12 protein-coding genes are annotated in these 19831 nt (G+C 71.0%); 3 read left to right on the forward strand and 9 right to left on the reverse strand.

The features are described from left to right. Positions 1–178: 178 nt before the first annotated feature. Positions 179–3031, forward strand: a complete 2853-nt coding sequence (locus OG622_RS15085; RefSeq protein WP_371576589.1) for a glycoside hydrolase family 3 C-terminal domain-containing protein — start codon at positions 179–181, stop codon at positions 3029–3031. A 144-nt stretch (positions 3032–3175) separates the two neighbouring features. Here OG622_RS15085 and OG622_RS15090 read toward each other — a convergent pair whose 3' ends face one another. The 3 genes from OG622_RS15090 to OG622_RS15100 all read right to left on the reverse strand — a co-directional run bounded on the left by OG622_RS15090 (position 3176) and on the right by OG622_RS15100 (position 8934). After that, entirely contained in the window at positions 3176–4627 is a 1452-nt protein-coding gene (locus OG622_RS15090) for an aldehyde dehydrogenase family protein (RefSeq protein ID WP_371576591.1), read from the reverse strand. Between the two features lie 270 nt (positions 4628–4897). Beyond that, positions 4898–6658, reverse strand: a complete 1761-nt coding sequence (locus OG622_RS15095) for a PucR family transcriptional regulator (protein WP_371576593.1) — start codon at positions 6656–6658, stop codon at positions 4898–4900. A gap of 146 nt (positions 6659–6804) precedes the next feature. Then, entirely contained in the window at positions 6805–8934 is a 2130-nt protein-coding gene (locus OG622_RS15100; RefSeq protein WP_371576595.1) for an ATP-binding protein, read from the reverse strand. A gap of 338 nt (positions 8935–9272) precedes the next feature. Between OG622_RS15100 and gabT the strand changes: the two genes are divergently transcribed. Further along, entirely contained in the window at positions 9273–10616 is a 1344-nt protein-coding gene (gene gabT, locus OG622_RS15105) for a 4-aminobutyrate--2-oxoglutarate transaminase (protein ID WP_371576597.1), read from the forward strand. Positions 10617–10991: 375 nt separating this feature from the next. After that, a complete protein-coding gene (locus OG622_RS15110; RefSeq protein WP_371576598.1) occupies positions 10992–11678 on the forward strand; it encodes a phosphatase PAP2 family protein in 687 nt (228 codons plus the stop codon). 768 nt (positions 11679–12446) lie between these two features. On the opposite strand, the gene OG622_RS15115 is transcribed toward OG622_RS15110, so the two are convergent. From OG622_RS15115 to OG622_RS15140, 6 genes are all read right to left on the reverse strand, one after another. Next, positions 12447–13865: an NAD(P)/FAD-dependent oxidoreductase gene (locus OG622_RS15115; RefSeq protein ID WP_371576600.1), complete on the reverse strand. Its 1419-nt coding sequence runs from the start codon at positions 13863–13865 to the stop codon at positions 12447–12449. Between the two features lie 31 nt (positions 13866–13896). Continuing rightward, positions 13897–14724: an ABC transporter permease gene (locus OG622_RS15120; RefSeq protein WP_371576602.1), complete on the reverse strand. Its 828-nt coding sequence runs from the start codon at positions 14722–14724 to the stop codon at positions 13897–13899. Beyond that, complete coding sequence (locus OG622_RS15125; RefSeq protein WP_371576603.1) at positions 14725–15657, reverse strand: ABC transporter permease; 933 nt, start codon at positions 15655–15657, stop codon at positions 14725–14727. It abuts the gene before it with no gap. Next, a complete protein-coding gene (locus tag OG622_RS15130; RefSeq protein ID WP_371576605.1) occupies positions 15657–16829 on the reverse strand; it encodes an ABC transporter ATP-binding protein in 1173 nt (390 codons plus the stop codon). The genes OG622_RS15125 and OG622_RS15130 overlap by 1 nt, the downstream gene beginning before the upstream one ends. A gap of 8 nt (positions 16830–16837) precedes the next feature. Beyond that, positions 16838–18082, reverse strand: coding sequence for a PotD/PotF family extracellular solute-binding protein (locus tag OG622_RS15135; RefSeq protein ID WP_371576607.1), 1245 nt, complete (start codon positions 18080–18082; stop codon positions 16838–16840). 83 nt (positions 18083–18165) lie between these two features. After that, positions 18166–19701: a gamma-aminobutyraldehyde dehydrogenase gene (locus tag OG622_RS15140; RefSeq protein WP_371576609.1), complete on the reverse strand. Its 1536-nt coding sequence runs from the start codon at positions 19699–19701 to the stop codon at positions 18166–18168. Between the last annotated feature and the right edge of the window lie 130 nt (positions 19702–19831).

A 19831-nucleotide genomic window follows, 5' to 3' on the forward strand; every position in this document is an offset into this window, starting at 1 on the left:
GATTCCTCGGAGGTGCGAACGACCGGAGCGATCCCTTCCGACCTCGGATATCCCGGCCTGTATGACGGTGGGGAAACGGATCTGTTGCGCCTTGGTCTCTTGACACCCACCCCACGGTCGAATGAGCATCGAAGCGCTTCGAAAGCGCCTCGCCGCTCCACCGCAAAGGGATCCCCACGTGACCGCACAGACGCCGCCCACGCCGCCTCTCCGCGATCCGCAGCTGCCGCTCGCGAAGCGCATCGACGATCTGCTCCAGCGGCTCGGTCCGGACGAGAAGATCGCGTTCCTGCACCAGTTCGCGCCCGCCGTCGACCGTCTCGGGGTGGCCGCCTTCCGCACCGGCCAGGAGGCGCTGCACGGCGTGGCCTGGATGGGCCCCGCGACGGTGTTCCCGCAGGCCATCGGCCTCGGCGCGACCTGGAACGAGGAGCTCGTCCGACGCGTCGGCGAGGCCGTGTCCACCGAGACCCGTGCGATGCGCGCCCGCGACGACCGCGTCGGCCTCAACGTCTGGTCCCCCACGGTCAACCTGCTGCGCCACCCTCTGTGGGGCCGTAACGAGGAGGGCTACTCCGAGGACCCGAAACTGACCTCGGCGATCGCGACCGCGTACACCCGCGGTCTGCGCGGCGACCACCCCACGTACTGGCGCACGGCCCCGGTTCTCAAGCACTGGCTGGCGCACAACAACGAGACCGACCGCTCCACCACCTCCTCCTCGGTCCGCCCCCGCGTCCTGCACGAGTACGACCTGCGCGCCTTCCGCGAGACGGTCGAGGCGGGCGCGGTGGCCGGCGTCATGCCCGCGTACAACCTGGTCAACGGCCGCCCCAACCATGTCTCGCCCTACCTGGCCGAGCAGCTGCGCACCTGGACCGACGAGCACCTGCTGGTCTGCTCGGACGCGGGCGCGCCGTCGAACCTGGTCGACTCCGAGCACTACTTCGACACCCATGAGGAGGCGACCGCCGCCTCGCTGCGCGCCGGCGTCGACAGCTTCACCGACCACGGCACGGAGAGTTCGACGATGATCGGACGCATCCGGGGCGCCCTGGCCCAGTCCCTGCTGACCTCGGACGACATCGACGAGGCGGTCCGCCGCCAGCTCTCGGTCCGCTTCCGCCTCGGCGAGTTCGACCCCGAATCGGACCCGTACGCCGACCTCAAGGACTTCGACACCCCGGCCCACCGCGCCCTCGCCCAGGAGGCCGCCGAGCAGGCGGTCGTCCTGCTGAAGAACGAGAACGACCTGTTGCCGCTCGCGGCCGACGCCCGGATCGCCGTCGTCGGTCTGCTCGCCGACGAGTGCAAGCTCGACTGGTACAGCGGCACCCTCATCCACCGCTCGACCCCGCTCGAAGGCCTGTACGACCGCTTCGGCGCCGAGCGCGTGACGTTCGCGGAGGGCGTGGACCGCGTACGCCTCAGGGCGCTCTCCACCGGCGCGTTCGTGTCGGTCCCCGAGGCGGCCGAGGCCGCCGACGAGGTGCGCGGCGCGGAGGGGGCGCTCGACCCGGCGCTCCTGGCCGGCCGCACCGACCTGTCGCCGCTCATCACGGACGCGCACGGCACCGAGCTGGCTCTCGTCGACTGGGGCGAGGGCCTGCTCACCTTCCGCGCGCCGGACGGCCGCTACCTCTCGGTCGCCGACGACGGACATCTGCGCGCCTCGGCCGATCAGCCGGGCGGCTGGATCGTCCAGGAGACCTTCCGCCTGGAGCCCTCCGAAGCCCACGGGAACGGTCACCTCCTCAAGCACACAGGGACAGGCCGGTACGTCACTGTCGGCGCCGACGGAGTAAAGGTTGCCGACGGTAATCCGGAAACCTTCGAACTGATCGTGACCGAGCAGGGCGAGGCGTCCGTCACGCGTGTGGCCGCCGAGGCCGACGTCGTCCTCGTGGTCGCGGGCAACGACCCGCACATCAACGGCCGCGAGACCGAGGACCGTACGACCCTCGCGCTCCCGGCCCACCAGGAGCGCCTGCTGCGCGCGGCCCGCGCCGCCAACCCGAACACCGCGCTGGTCCTGGTCTCGGCCTATCCGTACGCCGTCGACCCCGCCGGCCTGGCCGCCGTCCTGTGGACCGCGCACGGCGGCCAGGCCGCGGGCACCGCCCTGGCCCGCGTCCTCGCCGGCGACGTCTCCCCCGCCGGCCGCCTCCCGCAGACCTGGTACGCGGCCGACACGGATCTTCCCGATCTCCTCGACTACGACGTGATCGGTGCCCGTCAGACGTACCTCTACTTCGAGGGCGCCACGCTGTTCCCGTTCGGCCACGGCCTGTCGTACGCGGAGTTCGCGTACGGAAACCTGGTCGCCCACGTGGGCGACGGCGAGCTGACGGTCTCCTTCACCGTCACCAACACGGGCGCGGTGACCGCCGACGAGGTCGCCCAGCTCTATGTCCGCGCCGAAGACCCGTCGGTCCCGCGCCCGCGCCGTGAGCTGGCCGGCCACCGCCGCGTCACCCTCGCCCCCGGCGCCTCGACGGAGCTGACCTTCCGGCTGCCGCTCTCCGTACTGGAGTTCTGGGACGTGGCGCACGGCACCTGGCATCGGGAGCCGGGCGCGTACGAACTGCTGGCCGGCGCGTCGAGCGAGGACATCCGCCTCCGTACGACCGTCACCGTCGACGGCGAACCGGTCGCCCCCCGCCCGGTCGTGACCCACGGCCTGACCGCGGCGGACTTCGACGAGCAGCGCGGCACGGAGATCGTCGACCGCACGAAGGTGTCGGGGGACTCGGTGGCGCCGGCGGGCGGCGGCTCCGGTGAACTGCTCTTCCAGCAGTGCGACTTCGGCGCGGGTGTCACCGAGGTGACGGTGGAGGTGACGGGCGGGGGGAGCGTGGAGTTCTCGCTCGTCGGCGGGCCGGTACTGGCAACCCTGACGCTCGACACGCCCACCGCGGACTCGTACACGTACACGACTCTGCGCGCCGCCGTCTCGGCGGCCGGCGTGCACGACGTCCATCTCAAGCTGCGCGGCCCGCTGCGGCTGGCGCACGTCGGCTTCTCCGGTTGAGGGTCCGGAACAGGCCGACACACAGAAGGGGCCCGGCACCGGAAGGCATCGGTGCCGGGCCTCTTCATCCCGGGATCTGACCCCAGACTACATGAAAACGATTGTCACAAGCTAGGGGTGAGGCGGGGCGATCCCACCGATGCCTCAGAGCTGAAGCCCCGTCAGGACCATCACCCGCTCGTAGGTGTAGTCGTCCATGGCGAAGCGAACACCCTCACGCCCCACACCGGACTGCTTCGCCCCGCCGTACGGCATCTGGTCGGCGCGGTAGGACGGCACGTCACCGATGACCACGCCGCCCACCTCCAGCGCGCGGTGGGCGCGGAAGGCGGTCTGCAGGTCGTGGGTGAAGACGCCCGCCTGGAGGCCGTACTTGGACTCGTTGACGGCGGCGAAGGCCTCGGCCTCGCCCTCCACCCTCCGCACGGTGAGGACGGGCCCGAAGACCTCCTCGCAGGAGATCGTCACATCGGCGGGTACGTCGGCGAGGACGGTCGGCGCGTACGAAGCGCCGTCGCGCTTGCCGCCGGCGAGAAGCGCGGCCCCGGCGTCGACCGCCTCCTGGACCCACGTCTCGACCCGCTTGGCAGCGTCCTCGTTGACCAGCGGCCCGACGTCGGTCGCGCCGTCGGACGGGTCGCCGGTCACCTGCGCCTCGACCGCGGCGACGATGCGCGGCAGCAGCCGGTCGTACACGGACGCGTCCGCGATCACCCGCTGCACGGAGATGCAGGACTGGCCGCCCTGGTAGTTGGAGAAGGTCGCGATGCGGCCTGCGGCCCGGTCGAGGTCCTCGTCGCTCGCGTAGTCGGCGAGCACGACCGCCGCGCCGTTGCCGCCCAGCTCCAGCGTGCAGTGCTTGCGCGGCACCGAGTCCATGATCGCGTAGCCGACCTTCTCGGACCCGGTGAAGGAGATCACGGGCAGCCGCTCGTCCTGGACGAGGGCGGGCATCCGGTCGTTGGCGACGGGGAGGATGCTCCAGGACCCGGCGGGGAGCGCGGTCGCGGCCTCGGCGAGCAGGTCGCCGATGATCAGACCGGAGAGGGGGGTGGCCGGGGCGGGCTTCAGAATGATCGGCACCCCGGCCGCGATCGCCGGGGCGATCTTGTGGGCGCAGAGGTTGAGCGGGAAGTTGAAGGGCGCGATACCGAGGACGACGCCCTTGGGGAAGCGTCGCGTGAGGGCGAGCCGCCCCTGTCCGCCCAGGTCGGTGTCGAGCCGCTGCGCCTCGCCGCCGTTGAACCGCCGGGCCTCCTCGGCCGCGAACCGGAACACGGAGACCGCCCGGCCGACCTCGCCCCGGGCCCACTTGATCGGCTTGCCGTTCTCGGCGGAGATCAGCTGCGCGATCTCCTCCGTCCGCTCGACAAGACTCCTGCTGACGTGGTCGAGAGCGGCGGCCCGCACATGCGCCGGCGTCGCCGCGAACGCGTCCCGCACGGCGTACGCGGCGGCCACGGCCTCCTCGACCTGCTCGTCCGTCGGCACGCTCACCCTGCCGACCAGGCGGCCGTCCCAGGGCGACGTCACATCGAACGTGGTCTCACCGGTGGCCTGACGGCCGGCGAGCCAGAAGGCGTGGGTGGCGGTCATAGTCGATCCCGGCCCTTCGGTGGGTAACACATTTCGCTTCCGGCTCCACGGTAGGGCCGGGGCGGCGAGGGGTCGCTTGTCCGGCACGTATGAGTGCGGGTGGCGGTTGTGCCGGATTGGAGGGGTGGGTCGAGCTGGTGGGCCGGCCGTAGGCCCGCAAGGGGCGCGGGGAACTGCGCGAGCGACCACGACGGACCCGCACCCGGAGGTCGAAGGGGCACCACCCCTCGAGGATGGGACGGGTAGGGGCGGCGGGGGCGAAAAAGCCCCCTACTCCCCCGCCGCAGCCGTCGCCTTGAGCGCCAGCCACAGCTCCATCCGCACATCGGCATCGTCCAGCGAGCGCCCCACGATCTCCTCCACCCGCCGCATCCGGTAGCGCAGGGTGTGCCGATGAACCCCCAGGTCGGCGGCAGCCGCATCCCACTGCCCGTGCCGAGACAACCACGCCCGCAACGAGGCGACGAGATCCCCACGCCCGGTCGCGTCGTGTTCACGGAGCGGCCGAAGCAGACTGTCGGCGAAGGCACGCACCGCGTCATCGCCGAGAAGCGGCAGCACGGACCCGGCGGCCAGCTCCTCGTGCTCGACGAGACACCGCCCACGCCGCCGGGCCACGGACAGCGCCTGCTCGGCCTGCTTGTACGCTCCGGCGGCCGCGATCGGCCCGGCGGGCGCGGACAGCCCGACGACGAGTTCCTCCTCCTCGACGCAGACGGGGACGGCCACGGAAGCGGGGACGGGTGCGGCCGCGGACCCTGGATCCCGCCCGGCCGCACGCGACGCCTCCAACGCCACCGCGAACTCCCCGCACGCGGCGACCGCCGCGCCCCCGTCCACGGCGAGCACCACGAGCCGCTCCCCGTCGGGAACGACGAGTACCGCCTCCCCGGCCCGCGCGGCGGCGGCCTCCAGCACCTCGACGAGCTGCCCGAGCAGATCAGCACCCGAGCCGACGGCGAGCACCCCGCCGGCCGCCCCCCGGGCCCCGGCGGCGTTCCCGGCCCTGGCCGGACCCGCGGCCCCCGCCCCGGCCCCTGCCGCTCCCCCGCCCGCGGCCGCCGCCCCCTCCACCCGTGCCCGCGCCGCCGACGCCGAGGCGGACTCCGCGAGGATCAGCCGGAACGGCGCGTCCAACAGCTCCCCGTACAGATTCCCGGCGACGGCGCGCGCGTGGTCGCACTCCCCGGCCAGCAGCATGCGCAGCACCGCCGCACCGATCCGCTGCTCGGCGGCGTGCAACGCGCGTGACCGTTCCGTCGTGAGCGTCAGCAGGGCGATCGCGGAGTGGAGGGCGTAGCGCTCGGCCGTGCCGAGGGCGGCCGCCGTGCCGACGGCGAGGGCGGCACGAGCCCGGCGCCCGGTGCCGAGGGAGTGCAGTTCGACGCGGTCCTCACCGCCGACGACCGCGCTGGCCGGCGCGGGCCGGTCCCGCAGCCGTTCGACGTCGGCCGTGAGCCGTCCGGCCCGCCGCTCCGCCCACTCCGGCGCCACCGCGACGACCGCACCGGAGGCGTCGTACAGGGCGGCCCATCCGTCGACCTGCGCGGCGAGCGCGCCGAGCAGCCCCTCGGGGCTGTCGGTCAGCGCCTGTCTGGTGAGTTCGCGCTGCGCGGCGAACCCCGCCGTCACCGCTTGGTACTGCTCGGCGGCGATGGCGGCCGAGACCGCCTTGCTGATGGCGAGGAAGGGCGTACGCCGGGGCACTTCCAGCAGCGGCAGCCCCTCTTTCTCGGCCGCGGCGACGAGCGCCTCGGGGATGTCCTCGTAGTGCACCCCGACGGCGAAGCCGAGCCCGACGACCCCGGCGCCCACCAGACGCCGTACATAGCGCCGCATCGCCTCCGGATCCTCCGCGTCCAGCTTGAGCGCGGTGATCAGCAGCAGTTCCCCGCCCTCCATGTACGGCACGGGATCGGCGAGTTCACTGCCGTGCGCCCAGCGCACCGGCACATCCAGACGGTCCTCGCCCGCCCGCACGGTCAGCTTGAGCGAGGAGTGGTGGACGAGCGAGGCGAGCGTGGGTGGCATGGGACCTTCACGTCGGCGTGGGCTTTTGGCCGCCGCGTATGAACGGCCTGCCCCGATTCTGCCGCACCGTACGATCACGGGCCCCACGCACCGCACGTCGAATGGCTCGAACCGAACGGCGCCCGGCCGCCCCCGGCCCGCCCCGCTCAGCCCCGCAGATCCACCAGCAACGGCGGCGCGTGCTCGCCCCGCACGTTCGTCAGCGACAGCACCGCGTGGCCCGGCGGGACTCCGTGCGCCAGTTCGGAGGCGGACCACCGTTCCCGTTCGACCTGGCGCACGGTCACGGCCCGCGCGGTGGGTGCGTGGCCGGTGATGGCGCGGCGCAGCGCGTGCCAGGCCTTGCCCGCCGGGGAGTCGGCGATGATCTGCCGGTCGGTGACGTCCCGCGCCTCGGTCCACTCCTTGCCCCAGACTTCGGCGAAGTCCTGCCCGTCCCACGGGGTGAGCCCGGACAGCGCCATCCGGCAGCCGGTGGCGCCGAGGAGCGGCCCGCGCAGCGGCCGGGGCACGTCGTCGAGGGTGCGGAGGGTGAGGACCGTGCCCGCGTTGGTCGAACGCAGCCGCTGGATGCCGCGTACGGCCTCCGGCGTGACTACGCCGGTCGCGTCGTCCAGCACGAGGCAGGCGAACAGTGAGCGGTCCTCCCGTACGGCGACGCTCGCGGTGAACTGGGCCAGCACCAGCCGTGCCAGGATGCGCGAGGCGTCGGCGTGGCCGCGCTCGGGGAGGTCGATACGGACCCGTACGGGGTGGTCGAGGGCGCGCAGGGAGAAGGGCCGGGACTGGCCGGAGGTGTCGAAGAACGTGGCGAAGGCGGGCCGGTCGAGGAGGGCGACCCGGTCGGCCAGTACGGAGCCGACGTCCCCGGGGTGCGCCAGCTGGCGTTCCCGCGCGTCCAGTTCCCGCAGCAGCGACTCCTGCCCGGCGTTCTGGAGGGCCGTGCGCAGCTCGCCCAGCTGTGCGGGCGAGCCGTCCAGCAGCTGCCGCAGCTGCGGCACCGAAGGGAACCGCCCGTGCACCGCCCGGAACGGGCCGAGCAACTGGGCGAGCACCGTGGTGGAGCGCCGGCTGTCGCCGCCCGGGTGCGGGTCGGCCAGGTCGCCGACGAGCGCCTCCGCGAGGACGGCCGCGGCCTCGTCGGGGTCCGTGGTCCCCCCGTAGAGGTCGAGGTCGTAGACGGACTCCGGGTTCCCGATCCGCACCACGACGTCGTACGCGTCGGCCGGTCCGAGGCCCGCCCCCGCGGCGCCCACGACCACCACCGCGGCGCGGCCGGCGAGCGCGTGCAGACACAGCGACTCGGCGACGGGCCAGACCACACTCCCGGTCTTGCCCGATCCGGCGGGCCCGACGGCCAGCAGGGACGTACCGAGCAGTTCGGGGCCCAGGGCGATGCCCGTGCCCCGGTAGGCGTACGGATTGCGCGGGTCGTCGACGGTGCCGCCCAGACGGACCTGCCCGGTGAGCATGTCGTGCCTGGCGAGCCGGGCGGGCAGGTCCCGCTCCCCGGAGGGGTGCAGACACGCCGCCGCGCCGTCCTTCAGCACCGCGCCGGTGAACGTCGCCAGGCTGTGCCGTCCGCTCTTCACGCCCTGCCACGCCCGCGTGATCCGCGCATGATCCACATCCCGCATGAGCCCGGCCCCCGCCTCGACGACCAGCCGCTCGGCGGCCTCGACGGCCCCGGCCTCGCGGAGCTGGTTCCACCGGGCGGGGTCGTCCTCGGGCGGCGGTACGACCTGACGCTGCTGCGGCTGCCGGAAGCGCGGGGCGCCGTACCGGCGCCAGACCTCACCCCAGCGGCCGAGCCGTCCGACACCGATCATGATCGTCAGGGCGACGACGGTGTACCAGACATAGCTGAGGACCACCGCGGAGTACGAGTGGGCCGGCGCCCAGGAGTCCGGGATCATCGCGAAGAGCGGCACGAGCCACCAGCCGCCGAGGTAGCCGTTCCAGAGCAGGGACCAGATCAGCCAGCCGACGAGGAAGGCGATCAGGGCGCCGCCGAGCAGTTGCCGGGCGGGGACGATCTCCGGTTCCTCCTCCGGCCGCGGCCGGTGCCCGAACCGCCACACGCCGGGCGCGGCGTCAGGTCGCGGCGTCCGCAGCCAGGACAGGAAGGCGTTCCCGTCCGGCCTGGGCGGCGCCCCCGGAACTCCCGCGGGCAGGGGAGGCCGGGGAGGTGCCGCCGGCATCTCCGGCGACCCCGCCGGACGCGGCACGGAATGTGCGTGCGTGCCCCGCGCGTCCCGCGTTCCGTCGCTGTCCATCGCGCCTGCCCCCTGACCAGCCGTTCCGTCCACCATCAGCGAGCCAATCTAACGCTCCCGCAAGGGGAGTTCACCGTTTACGCGGCCGGGTGGCCCCCAGTGCTCACCGTATTACGCGGCTGGGCGCAGACCCGTGCCCACCGTTGCTCCATGTCCAACGCGGACAAGACGAACCCTCGACAACGCCCACATGGAGCATGCCCACCCTCCGGTCGCCGCCCTAGCCTGCGAGAAAAGAAGGCAAGCGTCCGAAAAACACCCTCAGGGCTCGGCGCGAGCGCCGACCCGCCCGCCGTACGTCCCATGCCGTACACACGCACGATCACCAGGGAGCTCCCATGACCGCCCTTCCGCCGCTTCCCCAGGAGCGCCGCGTAGTCACCGCCATCCCCGGACCGAAGTCGCAGGAGCTGCAGGCTCGTCGTGTCGCCGCGGTCGCGGCGGGGGTCGGGTCGGTGTTGCCGGTGTTCACCGCGCGCGCGGGCGGCGGCATCATCGAGGACGTCGACGGCAACCGGCTGATCGACTTCGGCTCGGGCATCGCCGTCACGAGCGTCGGCGCCAGCGCCGAGGCCGTCGTCCGCCGGGCCACCGCCCAGCTCCAGGACTTCACGCACACCTGTTTCATGGTCACGCCGTACGAGGGCTACGTGGCGGTCGCCGAGGCCCTCGCCGAGCTGACCCCGGGCGACCACGCCAAGAAGTCCGCGCTGTTCAACAGCGGCGCCGAGGCCGTCGAGAACGCCGTGAAGATCGCCCGGTCCTACACCAGGCGGCAGGCTGTGGTCGTGTTCGACCACGGCTACCACGGTCGCACCAACCTCACGATGGCGCTGACCGCGAAGAACATGCCGTACAAGCACGGCTTCGGGCCGTTCGCCCCCGAGGTGTACCGCGTCCCGGTGGCGTACGGCTACCGCTGGCCGACCGGTCCGGAGAACGCGGGCCCCGAGGCCGCCGCGCAGGCCATCGACCAGATCTCCAAGCAGGTCGGCGCGGAGAACGTGGCCGCGATCATCATCGAGCCGGTGCTCGGCGAGGGCGGCTTCATCGAGCCGGCCAAGGGTTTCCTGCCCGCGATCAGCGAGTTCGCCGCCGACAACGGCATCGTCTTCGTCGCCGACGAGATCCAGTCCGGCTTCTGCCGCACCGGCCAGTGGTTCGCCTGCGAGGACGAGGGCATCGTCCCGGACCTGATCACCACCGCCAAGGGCATCGCCGGCGGCCTCCCGCTCGCCGCCGTCACCGGGCGCGCGGAGATCATGGACGCGGCGCACGCGGGCGGCCTGGGCGGTACCTACGGCGGCAACCCCGTCGCCTGCGCGGGCGCCCTCGGCTCGATCGAGACGATGAAGGAACTCGACCTCAACGCCAGGGCGAAGAGCATCGAGGCGGTCATGAAGGCCCGGCTCACCGCCATGGCCGAAAAGTTCGACGTCATCGGCGACATCCGCGGCCGCGGCGCCATGATCGCCATCGAACTGGTCAAGGACCGTACGACGAAGGAGCCGAACCCGGAGGTGACCGCCGCGCTGGCGAAGGCCTGCCACCAGGAGGGCCTGCTGGTCCTGACCTGTGGCACCTACGGCAACGTGCTCCGCTTCCTGCCGCCGCTCGTCATCGGCGAGGACCTCCTGAGCGAGGGCCTCGACATCATCGAGCAGGCGTTCACCCGGGTCTGACACACGACGCACGGTGCCGAGCACCCCTCTTCGCGGGGCGCTCGCATACGGAACTCCCACCCGCCTCCGACGTCCCACGCTTCCCGGAACCGGAATCCGATCCCGGATTCCGGTCCCTGTGGACAAGCGTCAGAGCACGTGAAGAAGGTGTGCAAGGTGCATGGCGGGTCGCGATTCCGGCTGTCGTCACCGCGTTCCCTGTCGTAGGTTCTGATGCAGATGAGAGATACACCCCGCCCACAGGGGACTGTGGGTGACACCGGGTCGGGGCCTCCCCAGCTTCGCCCTGGTCGTGCCCTCGCGCACACACCCGGAGCTTCCGGCTCCGGATCTCCTCACCGATCGGATGGCCGCCCGCCCCAAACCCCCCGGGGCGTGCGGCACACCGATCCGGACGGCCACCCCCGAACCACCCCCCCTGTTCGGGGGTGGCCGTCCACCCCCTCGGGCCGCCGCGCCGCCCTCCTCCTTCTCGGCGCCCCGGCCCTTCTCTTCGCCCTGATCACCTGGCAGGTCCTCGCGCACGGCCCCCTGGCCCGCGCGGACGAAAGCGTCAGCGACGCCCTCGTCCACCGGGGCGCCCCCACCCGGTTCCTCGCCGACCTCGGCAACATCACAGTCGCCGTCCCGGTCCTCGCCCTCGTGCTCCTGTACGTCGCGTGGCGTACGCGTGCCACCGGTAGGGACCACTGGTGGCGGCCCTCCGCCGCGGCGGCGCTCCTCATGGCCGCCGTACCGCTCTGGGTGATCCCGTTGAAGGAGCTCATCGCCCGGTCGGGCCCGCCGGTCATGGGCCCCGGGACGGGTTTCTACCCCTCCGGCCACACCGCGACCGCCTCCGTCGCGTACGGCGGTGCCGTCCTGCTCCTGCTGCCCTGGCTGCGCGGCGCCCCCGCGCGCCGCGCGGTCGTCGTCCTCGCGGTCGTCCTGAACATCGGGGTCGGCTTCGGCCTGGTGCGCCAGGGCTACCACTGGCCGCTCGACGTGGTGGCGAGCTGGTGCGTGTGCGCGACGCTGCTCTCCTCGCTGTGGTTCCGGGTGCGTCGTCGTCCTGCGGGGTGAGGTTCTCGGTCGACGGGTCAGGACATCCAGCGTGGGATAGCCGAGTGCGTTCGGCAGGATCAACACGTCCCAGGCCCTGCCCGCCGGAAGCAGGGCGACCCCCAGGGGGTTGGAACTGCTCACCAAGGAGTGCGCACAAGGCCGAGTTAGCTCGATCGTGTGATCGTCCGCTTGTGGGCTTGCGGTGCCCTGGGCTGATCGGCTGATCGGCTGACGTGATCGTGCGACCTGGGACACCGGGTACGGCGTCGGCGTGCGGGGCCCCTGCTCCACGAGAGGATGGTTCAGGGCCTCCCCGTCGCCTTGGCCGTACCCACATGGCCAGGTCGCGCAGGGCTGTGTCCGTCAGCGGCCTCCGGCCGCGGGGGCCTCCCGGGCCCGGACCACGCACAGGATGCGCGTCGCCACCCGGGGCCGAGAACGCCGGGGACCAGCTCGCCCAAGACCGTTCGGGGCGCGCGGCTGAACGGACTCACCCCCGCTCAGTCCACAGGAACGGTTGCGCTCCCACTCCCAGCGGCAGGCCTCGGGATCCGGTGATACGGATGCCAGCCACTCGGCCGCCGTCTTGGCCCCAGTCATGACAGGGACCTTCCTCTCTCCAGAGCTCCGCCGGACGCGGTTTCGCGTCAGGAGCACAGACAGAGGTTTTGGCCGGGCATTACGCGGGTTCCGACCACCTCTTGGTGGTGAATGAGGTAACCCACCCAACAGGCGTACGCCTGTTGATCACGTGCGCGCCTTCACGCCCTCGGCGCTCCCGCTCCGTCAGCTGTCGAAGCCCAGCCCCAGCCGGTCCATGGCCTTCAGCCACAGGTTGCGGCGGCCTGCGTGGGAGTCGGCGCGGGCCAGGGACCACTTGGTGAGGGTGATACCGGTCCAGGCGAAGGGCTCCGGCGGGAACGGCAGCGGCTTCCTGCGGACCATCTCCAGTTCGGTGCGCTCGGTGCGCTCGCCCGCGAGCAGGTCCAGCATGACGTCGGCGCCGAACCGGGTGGCGCCCACGCCCAGCCCCGTGTAGCCGGCCGCGTAGGCGACTCTGCCCTGGTGGGCGGTGCCGAAGAAGGCCGAGAAGCGGGAGCAGGTGTCGATCGCGCCGCCCCAGGCGTGGGTGAAGCGGACCCCCTCCAGCTGCGGGAAGCAGGTGAAGAAGTGCCCGGCGAGCTTGGCGTACGTCTCCGGCCGGTCGTCGTACTCGGCGCGCACTCGGCCGCCGTACTGGTACACCGCGTCGTAGCCGCCCCAGAGGATCCGGTTGTCGGCGCTGAGCCGGAAGTAGTGGAACTGGTTGGCCGAGTCCCCGAGCCCCTGCCGGTTCTTCCAGCCGATCGACGCCAGCTGGTCGGCGGTCAGCGGCTCGGTCATCAGGGCGTAGTCGTAGACGGGGACGGTGTACGCGCGGACACGCTTGACCAGGCTGGGGAAGATGTTCGTGCCGAGCGCCACCTGCCGGGTACGGACCTGGCCGTAGGGGGTGCGGACGGCCATGCCGACGCCGTGGTTCTTCAGGTTGAGCGCGGGGGTGTGCTCGTAGACGCGGACGCCGAGGTTCAGGCAGGCCCGCTTGAGGCCCCAGGCGAGTTTGGCGGGGTGCAGCATGGCGACGCCCCGGCGGTCGTGCAGGCCCGCCTGGAAGGTGGGGGAGGCGACCTGGTCGCGGACGGCGTCGGCGTCCAGGAACTCGATGCCGTCGGCGAGGCCCTTGCCGACGATCTCGTCGTACCAGTCGCGCAGTTCCCGGGCCTGGTACGGCTCGGTGGCCACGTCGATCTCGCCGGCGCGTTCGAAGTCGCAGTCCAGGCCGTGGCGGGCGACCGCCGCCTCGATCTCGTCGAGGTTGCGGGCGCCCAGTTCCTCCAGCTTGTGGATCTCGTCGGGCCAGCGGGCGAGGCCGTTGGCCAGCCCGTGGGTGATCGAGGCGGCGCAGAAGCCGCCGTTGCGGCCGGAGGCGGCCCAGCCCACCTCACGGCCTTCCAGCAGGACGACATCCCGCCCCGGGTCGCGCTCCTTGGCGATCAGCGCGGTCCACAGCCCGCTGTAGCCACCGCCGACGACCAGCAGGTCGCAGCTCTCGGAGCCGGTGAGCGCGGGCTCGGGGTGGGGCTTGCCGGAATCTTCGAGCCAGTACGGCTCCGGCTGTGCGTCGGCGAGTGACTTTGTCCAACGGTTCATGGCGCTTGGGGCCATGATTCCAACTCCCTACAGAGTCGACAGGGGCTTATGCCTTGTGCTTCTTCTTACGGTTTCCGATGAGCATTCCCGCCATCACGAACAGTACGGCGACAAGGAACATGGCCGTACCGATGACATTGATCTGGACGGGTGTGCCGCGTTGTGCCGAGCCCCAGACGAACATGGGGAAGGTGACGGTCGAGCCCGCGTTGAAATTGGTGATGATGAAATCGTCGAAGGAGAGCGCGAAGGCGAGCAGCGCGCCCGCCGCGATGCCGGGGGCGGCGATGGGCAGGGTGACCCGGACGAAGGTCTGGACGGGTCCCGCGTACAGGTCGCGCGCGGCTTCCTCCAGCCTGGGGTCCATCGACATCACGCGTGCTTTGACGGCGACGACGACGAAGCTGAGGCAGAACATGATGTGGGCGATGAGGATCGTCCAGAATCCCAGCTGTGCGCCCATGTTGAGGAAGAGCGTGAGCAGGGAGGCGGCCATCACGACCTCGGGCATCGCCATCGGGAGGAAGATCAGTGAGTTGACGGCGCCGCGTGCGCGGAAGCGGTAGCGGACCAGCGCGAAGGCGATCATGGTGCCGAGGGCGGTCGCGCCGAGGGTGGCCCAGGCGGCCAGCTGGAGGCTGAGCGAGAGCGAGCCGCAGAGGTCGGCGACGCCGCACGGGTCGGTCCAGGCGGCGGTGGAGAATTCCTGCCAGTCGTAGTTGAAGCGGCCCTTCGGCTGGTTGAAGGAGAAGACCGTGACGACCACGTTCGGGAGAAGCAGATATCCGAGGGTCAGCAGTCCCGCGATGACGACGAGACGGTGCTTGAGCCAGTTGACGCCGGTGCCGAGTCTGTGACTCTGTCGCGTTTCCATTTAGACCAGATCCTCCGTCCCCGACTTACGGATGTAGACCGTGACCATGAGGAGAATCGCGGCCATGAGAATGAACGAGAGGGCCGCGGCCGTCGGATAGTCGAGGATCCGTAGGAACTGGCTCTGGATGACGTTGCCGATCATCTGGGTGTTGGTGGAGCCGAGGAGTTCGGCGTTCACGTAGTCGCCGCCGGCCGGGATGAAGGTCAGCAGCGTGCCGGAGACGACGCCCGGCATGGAGAGCGGGAAGGTGACCTTGCGGAAGGTGGTGAACGGCTTGGCGTAGAGGTCGCCGGCGGCCTCGTGCAGCCGCCCGTCGATGCGCTCCAGCGAGGTGTAGAGCGGCAGGATCATGAACGGCAGGAAGTTGTAGGTGAGGCCGCAGACCACCGCGAGCGGTGTGGCCAGCACCCGGTCGCCGGCGGTGAGGCCGAGCCAGCTGGTGACGTCCAGGACGTGCAGGGTGTTGAGGGCGCCGACGACCGGGCCGCCGTCCGACAGGATCGTCTTCCAGGCGAGGGTGCGGATCAGGAAACTGGTGAAGAACGGGGCGATCACCAGGATCAGGATCAGGTTGCGCCATCGGCCGGCCCGGAACGCGATCAGGTAGGCCAGCGGGTAGCCCAGGAGCAGGCACAGGATCGTCGCCGAGCCCGCGTAGAGGACCGAGCGCAGGAACTGCGGGTAGTACTCGCTCAGCGCGTCCCAGTAGGTCGCGAAGTGCCAGGTGACCTGGTAGCCGTCCTCCAGGGAGCCCGTCTGCACGGACGTGGAGGCCTGGTAGACCATCGGCATCGCGAAGAAGACCAGCAGCCAGACGAGGCCGGGCGCGAGCAGCAGGTACGGCGTCCAGCGGCCTCGCTTGCGGGGCCGCTTCGCCGTCGGCACGGGAGCGAGAGGCGGTGGTGCCTCGACTTCGGTGAGGGTCGACATCAGACGGCCGCCCCTTCGTCGACGCCCGCGTCGATGTCCTGGGCGGCGTCCAGGCCGAACGTGTGCGCGGGGTTCCAGTGCAGGACGACGTCGGCGCCGGGCACGAGCCGGGCGTCACGGTCGATGTTCTGCGCGTACACCTCGAAGGCGGGGCAGACGGGGCTGTCGATCACGTACTGCGTGGAGACGCCGATGAAGCTGGTGGCGGCGATCCTGCCGGTGACGCGGTTGCGGCCGACCGGGATCTCCCCGGCGTCGTCCGCGTGCGTGAGGGTGATCTTCTCCGGGCGTACCCCGACCAGCACCTTGCCGCCGGTCGCGGCGGGCGCGGAACACCGCGCCTCGGGGAGGACGAGTTGGTCGGCGCCCGTCTTCAGCACGATCTCGTCGCCGCTCCGGGAGTCGACCTCGGCCTCGATGAGGTTGGAGGTGCCGAGGAAGTTGGCGACGAAGGTGGTGCGCGGGTTCTCGTACAGGTCGGCGGGTGCGCCGAGTTGCTCGACTCTGCCGCCGTTCATCACCGCGACCGTGTCGGCCATGGTCATGGCCTCCTCCTGGTCGTGCGTGACATGGATGAACGTGATGCCGACCTCGGTCTGGATCCGCTTCAGCTCCAACTGCATCTGGCGGCGCAGCTTGAGGTCGAGGGCACCGAGCGGCTCGTCGAGGAGGAGCACCTTCGGGTGGTTGATGAGCGCGCGGGCCACGGCGACGCGCTGCTGCTGGCCGCCGGAGAGCTGGTGCGGCTTCTTGCGGGCCTGCTCGCCGAGCTGGACCAGCTCCAGCATCTCCTCGACCTGCTTCTTCACACCCTTGACGCCGCGGCGACGCAGACCGAAGGCCACGTTCTCGAAGATGTCGAGATGTGGGAAGAGGGCGTACGACTGGAAGACCGTGTTCACCGGCCGCTTGTACGGGGGCAGGTTGGTCACGTCCTGGTCGCCGAGCCGGACACTTCCGCAGGAAGGTTCCTCCAGGCCGGCGATCATGCGCAGGGTCGTCGTCTTGCCACAGCCCGACGCTCCGAGGAGGGCGAAGAAGGAACCTTCCGGCACGGTCAGGTCGAGCGGGTGCACGGCGGTGAAGGAGCCGTAGGTCTTGCCGATGCCGGAGAGGCGGACGTCACCGCTGCCGTCGTCCGGGCCGTTGTTGCTGGTCTTGTTGCTGGTCATCGTCCTCGTCACGCCCCTGTCAGCTTCGCGAACTTCTCTTCGTACGCCGTCTCTTCCTTCTGGCTGAGGGAGCGGAAAGCGTGGGACTTGGCTGCCATGGCCGCGTCGGGAATGATCAGCGGGTTGTTCGCCGCGTCCGGGTCGATCTTGGCCAGCTCGGCCCTCACGCCGTCGACGGGGCACACGTAGTTGATGAACGCGGCGAGTTCGGCGGCCGGCTTCGGCTCGTAGTAGTAGTCGATGAGCCGTTCGGCGTTGGTCTTGTGCCGGGCCCTGTTCGGGATCAGCAGGTTGTCCGTCGAGGTCATGTAACCGCTGTCGGGGATGACGAAGTCGACGTCCGGGCTGTCGGCCTTGAGCTGGACCACGTCACCGGCCCAGGCGATACAGGCCGCGAGGTCGCCCGTGCTGATGTCCGAGATGTAGTCGTTGCCGGTGAAGCGGCGGATCTGGCCGTTGTCGACGGCCTTCTGGAGGCGGGCGATCGCCGCGTCGTAGTCGTCGTCGGTGAACTTTGCCGGATCCTTGCCCATGTCCAGCAGCGTCATCCCGATGCTGTCGCGCATCTCGGAGAGGAACCCGATCCGGCCCTTGAGCTTCGGGTTGTCGAGCATGTCGGAGACGGACTTGACCTCCTCGCCGTCGAGCGCCTTCTTGTTGTAGGCGATGACGGTCGAGATGCCCTGCCAGGGGTAGGAGTACGCCCGGCCCGGGTCCCAGTCGGGGTTGCGGAACTGGTCGGAGAGGTTCGTGTAGGCGTGCGGCAGATTCGCGGCGTCCAGTTTCTGGACCCACCCGAAGCGGATCAGCCGGGCGGCGAGCCAGTCGGTGACGCATATGAGGTCGCGACCGGTGCCCTGCCCCGCGGCGAGCTGCGGTTTGATCTTGCCGAAGAATTCGACGTTGTCGTTGATGTCCTCGGTGTACTCGACCTTGATGCCGGTGCGTCGCGTGAACTGGTCCAGGCTGGGATGGCGCTTGCCGGTGTCGTCGATGTCCATGTAATCGGTCCAGTTGGAGAAGTGGACCTCCTTCTCCTTGGCCGAGTGGTCCTCGGACGAGACGGCCGAGGTGTTCTTCGCCCCGGGGATGCCGCAGGCGCTCAGCGCGCCGAGCCCGCCTATCGCCAGTGCGCCGCCGGTCGTGGCGCGCAGCAGCGAACGGCGGCTGAGGGCGGCCCTGCCGCCCGTGAGGCTGCGCCGCACGGCGGCCGCCTGGGCCTGGGACAGGCGGTCGGGCTCGTACTGCTCCATGCGCGTGATGCCCTTTCGGAGGTGCCCTTTCGGGAGGGTGGGCGAGGACCGGCCGGGGGTCGGGCGACCGGTCCCCGGACTGGCTAGCGGTCCCCGAAGATCGTGCGGTGCCAGTCCTTCCTGGCGATCGCCGTATTGTCGAACATGACGTGTTTGACCTGGGTGTACTCCTCGAACGAGTACACGGACATGTCCTTGCCGAAGCCGGACGCCTTGTAGCCGCCGTGCGGCATCTCGCTGATGATCGGGATGTGGTCGTTGACCCACACACACCCGGCCTTGATCTCCCGTGTGGCGCGGCCCGCCCGGTACACGTCCCGGCTCCAGGCGGAGGCGGCGAGCCCGTACGGGGTGTCGTTCGCCAGCCGGATGCCCTCGTCGTCGCTGTCGAAGGGCAGGACCACCAGCACCGGCCCGAAGATCTCCGACTGGACGATCTCACTGTCCTGGGCCGCGTCCGCGACGAGCGTCGGCCGGTAGTACGCGCCGTCCTTCAGCTCTCCCTGGGGTGCCTCGCCACCGGTGACCACGCGCGCGTACGCGCGTGCCCGCTCGACGAACCCGGCGACACGGTCACGCTGGACGTGCGAGATCAGCGGACCGAGGTCCGTGCCCGGGGCGAAGGGGTCGCCGAGCCGGACGGTCTCCATGAGGGCGGCCGTCCGTGCGACGAACTCCTCGTAAAGGGGCCTTTGCACGTACGCGCGCGTGGCGGCCGTGCAGTCCTGGCCGGTGTTGATGAGGGCGCCCGCGACCGCGCCGTTGGCCGCGGCCTCCAGGTCGGCGTCGTCGAAGACCACGAACGGGGCCTTGCCGCCCAGCTCCAGATGGATGCGTTTGACGGTGGCCGTGGCGATCTCGGCCACACGCTTCCCGACCGCCGTGGACCCGGTGAAGGAGGTCATGACCACGTCGGGATGCCCGACGAGGTGCTCCCCGGCCTCCTTGCCCGTCCCGGTGACGATGTTGATCACGCCGGCGGGGATTCCGGCGTCCTTGGCGGCCTGCGCGAACAGCAGCGAGGTGAGCGGGGTCAGCTCGGCGGGCTTCAGGACGATCGTGTTGCCCGCGGCGACCGCCGGGAGGATTTTCCAGGCGGCCATCTGGAGCGGGTAGTTCCAGGGCGCGACGGAACCCACCACTCCGATGGGCTCGCGGCGTACGTACGAGGTGTGGTCGCCGGAGTACTCGCCGGCCGACTGGCCCTGCAGGTGCCGGGCGGCGCCCGCGAAGAACGCGGTGTTGTCGATGGTGCCGGGCACGTCGAACTCGCGCGTCAGCTTGAGCGGCTTCCCGCACTGCAGGGACTCGGCCCGCGCGAACTCCTCCGCCCGGTCGGCCAGGACGGCGGCCAGGCGGTGCAGCGCGTCCGACCGCTCACCGGGTGTGGTGGAGGCCCAGCCGGGGAACGCCGCGCGGGCGGCGGCGACGGCCGCGTCCACGTCGTCGGTGCCGGCCAGTTCGTAGGTGAGGACCTCGTCGCCCGTCGCGGGGTCGACGACCGCGTGGGTACGCCCCGATGTGCCCTTCGTCAGGCGGCCTGCGATGTACTGCGCGCCGGCCGCGAAGCGGTCGTGTGCGGGGAATCGGTCCGGGGTGGCGGTGCCCGGGTTCTGCATGTCGCTCTCCTCCGCCGGTGCCCCCTCTGTCCCCGAGGGGCGGGTGGCGTAGCTCCAGCTCGATTTGAGTGCCGATCCTGACAGAGCCATGGGACACCAACAAGTGATTCCGTTGTTGCCTTTTGGTTAC

Source organism: Streptomyces sp. NBC_01314, assembly GCF_041435215.1.
GTDB lineage: Bacteria > Actinomycetota > Actinomycetes > Streptomycetales > Streptomycetaceae > Streptomyces.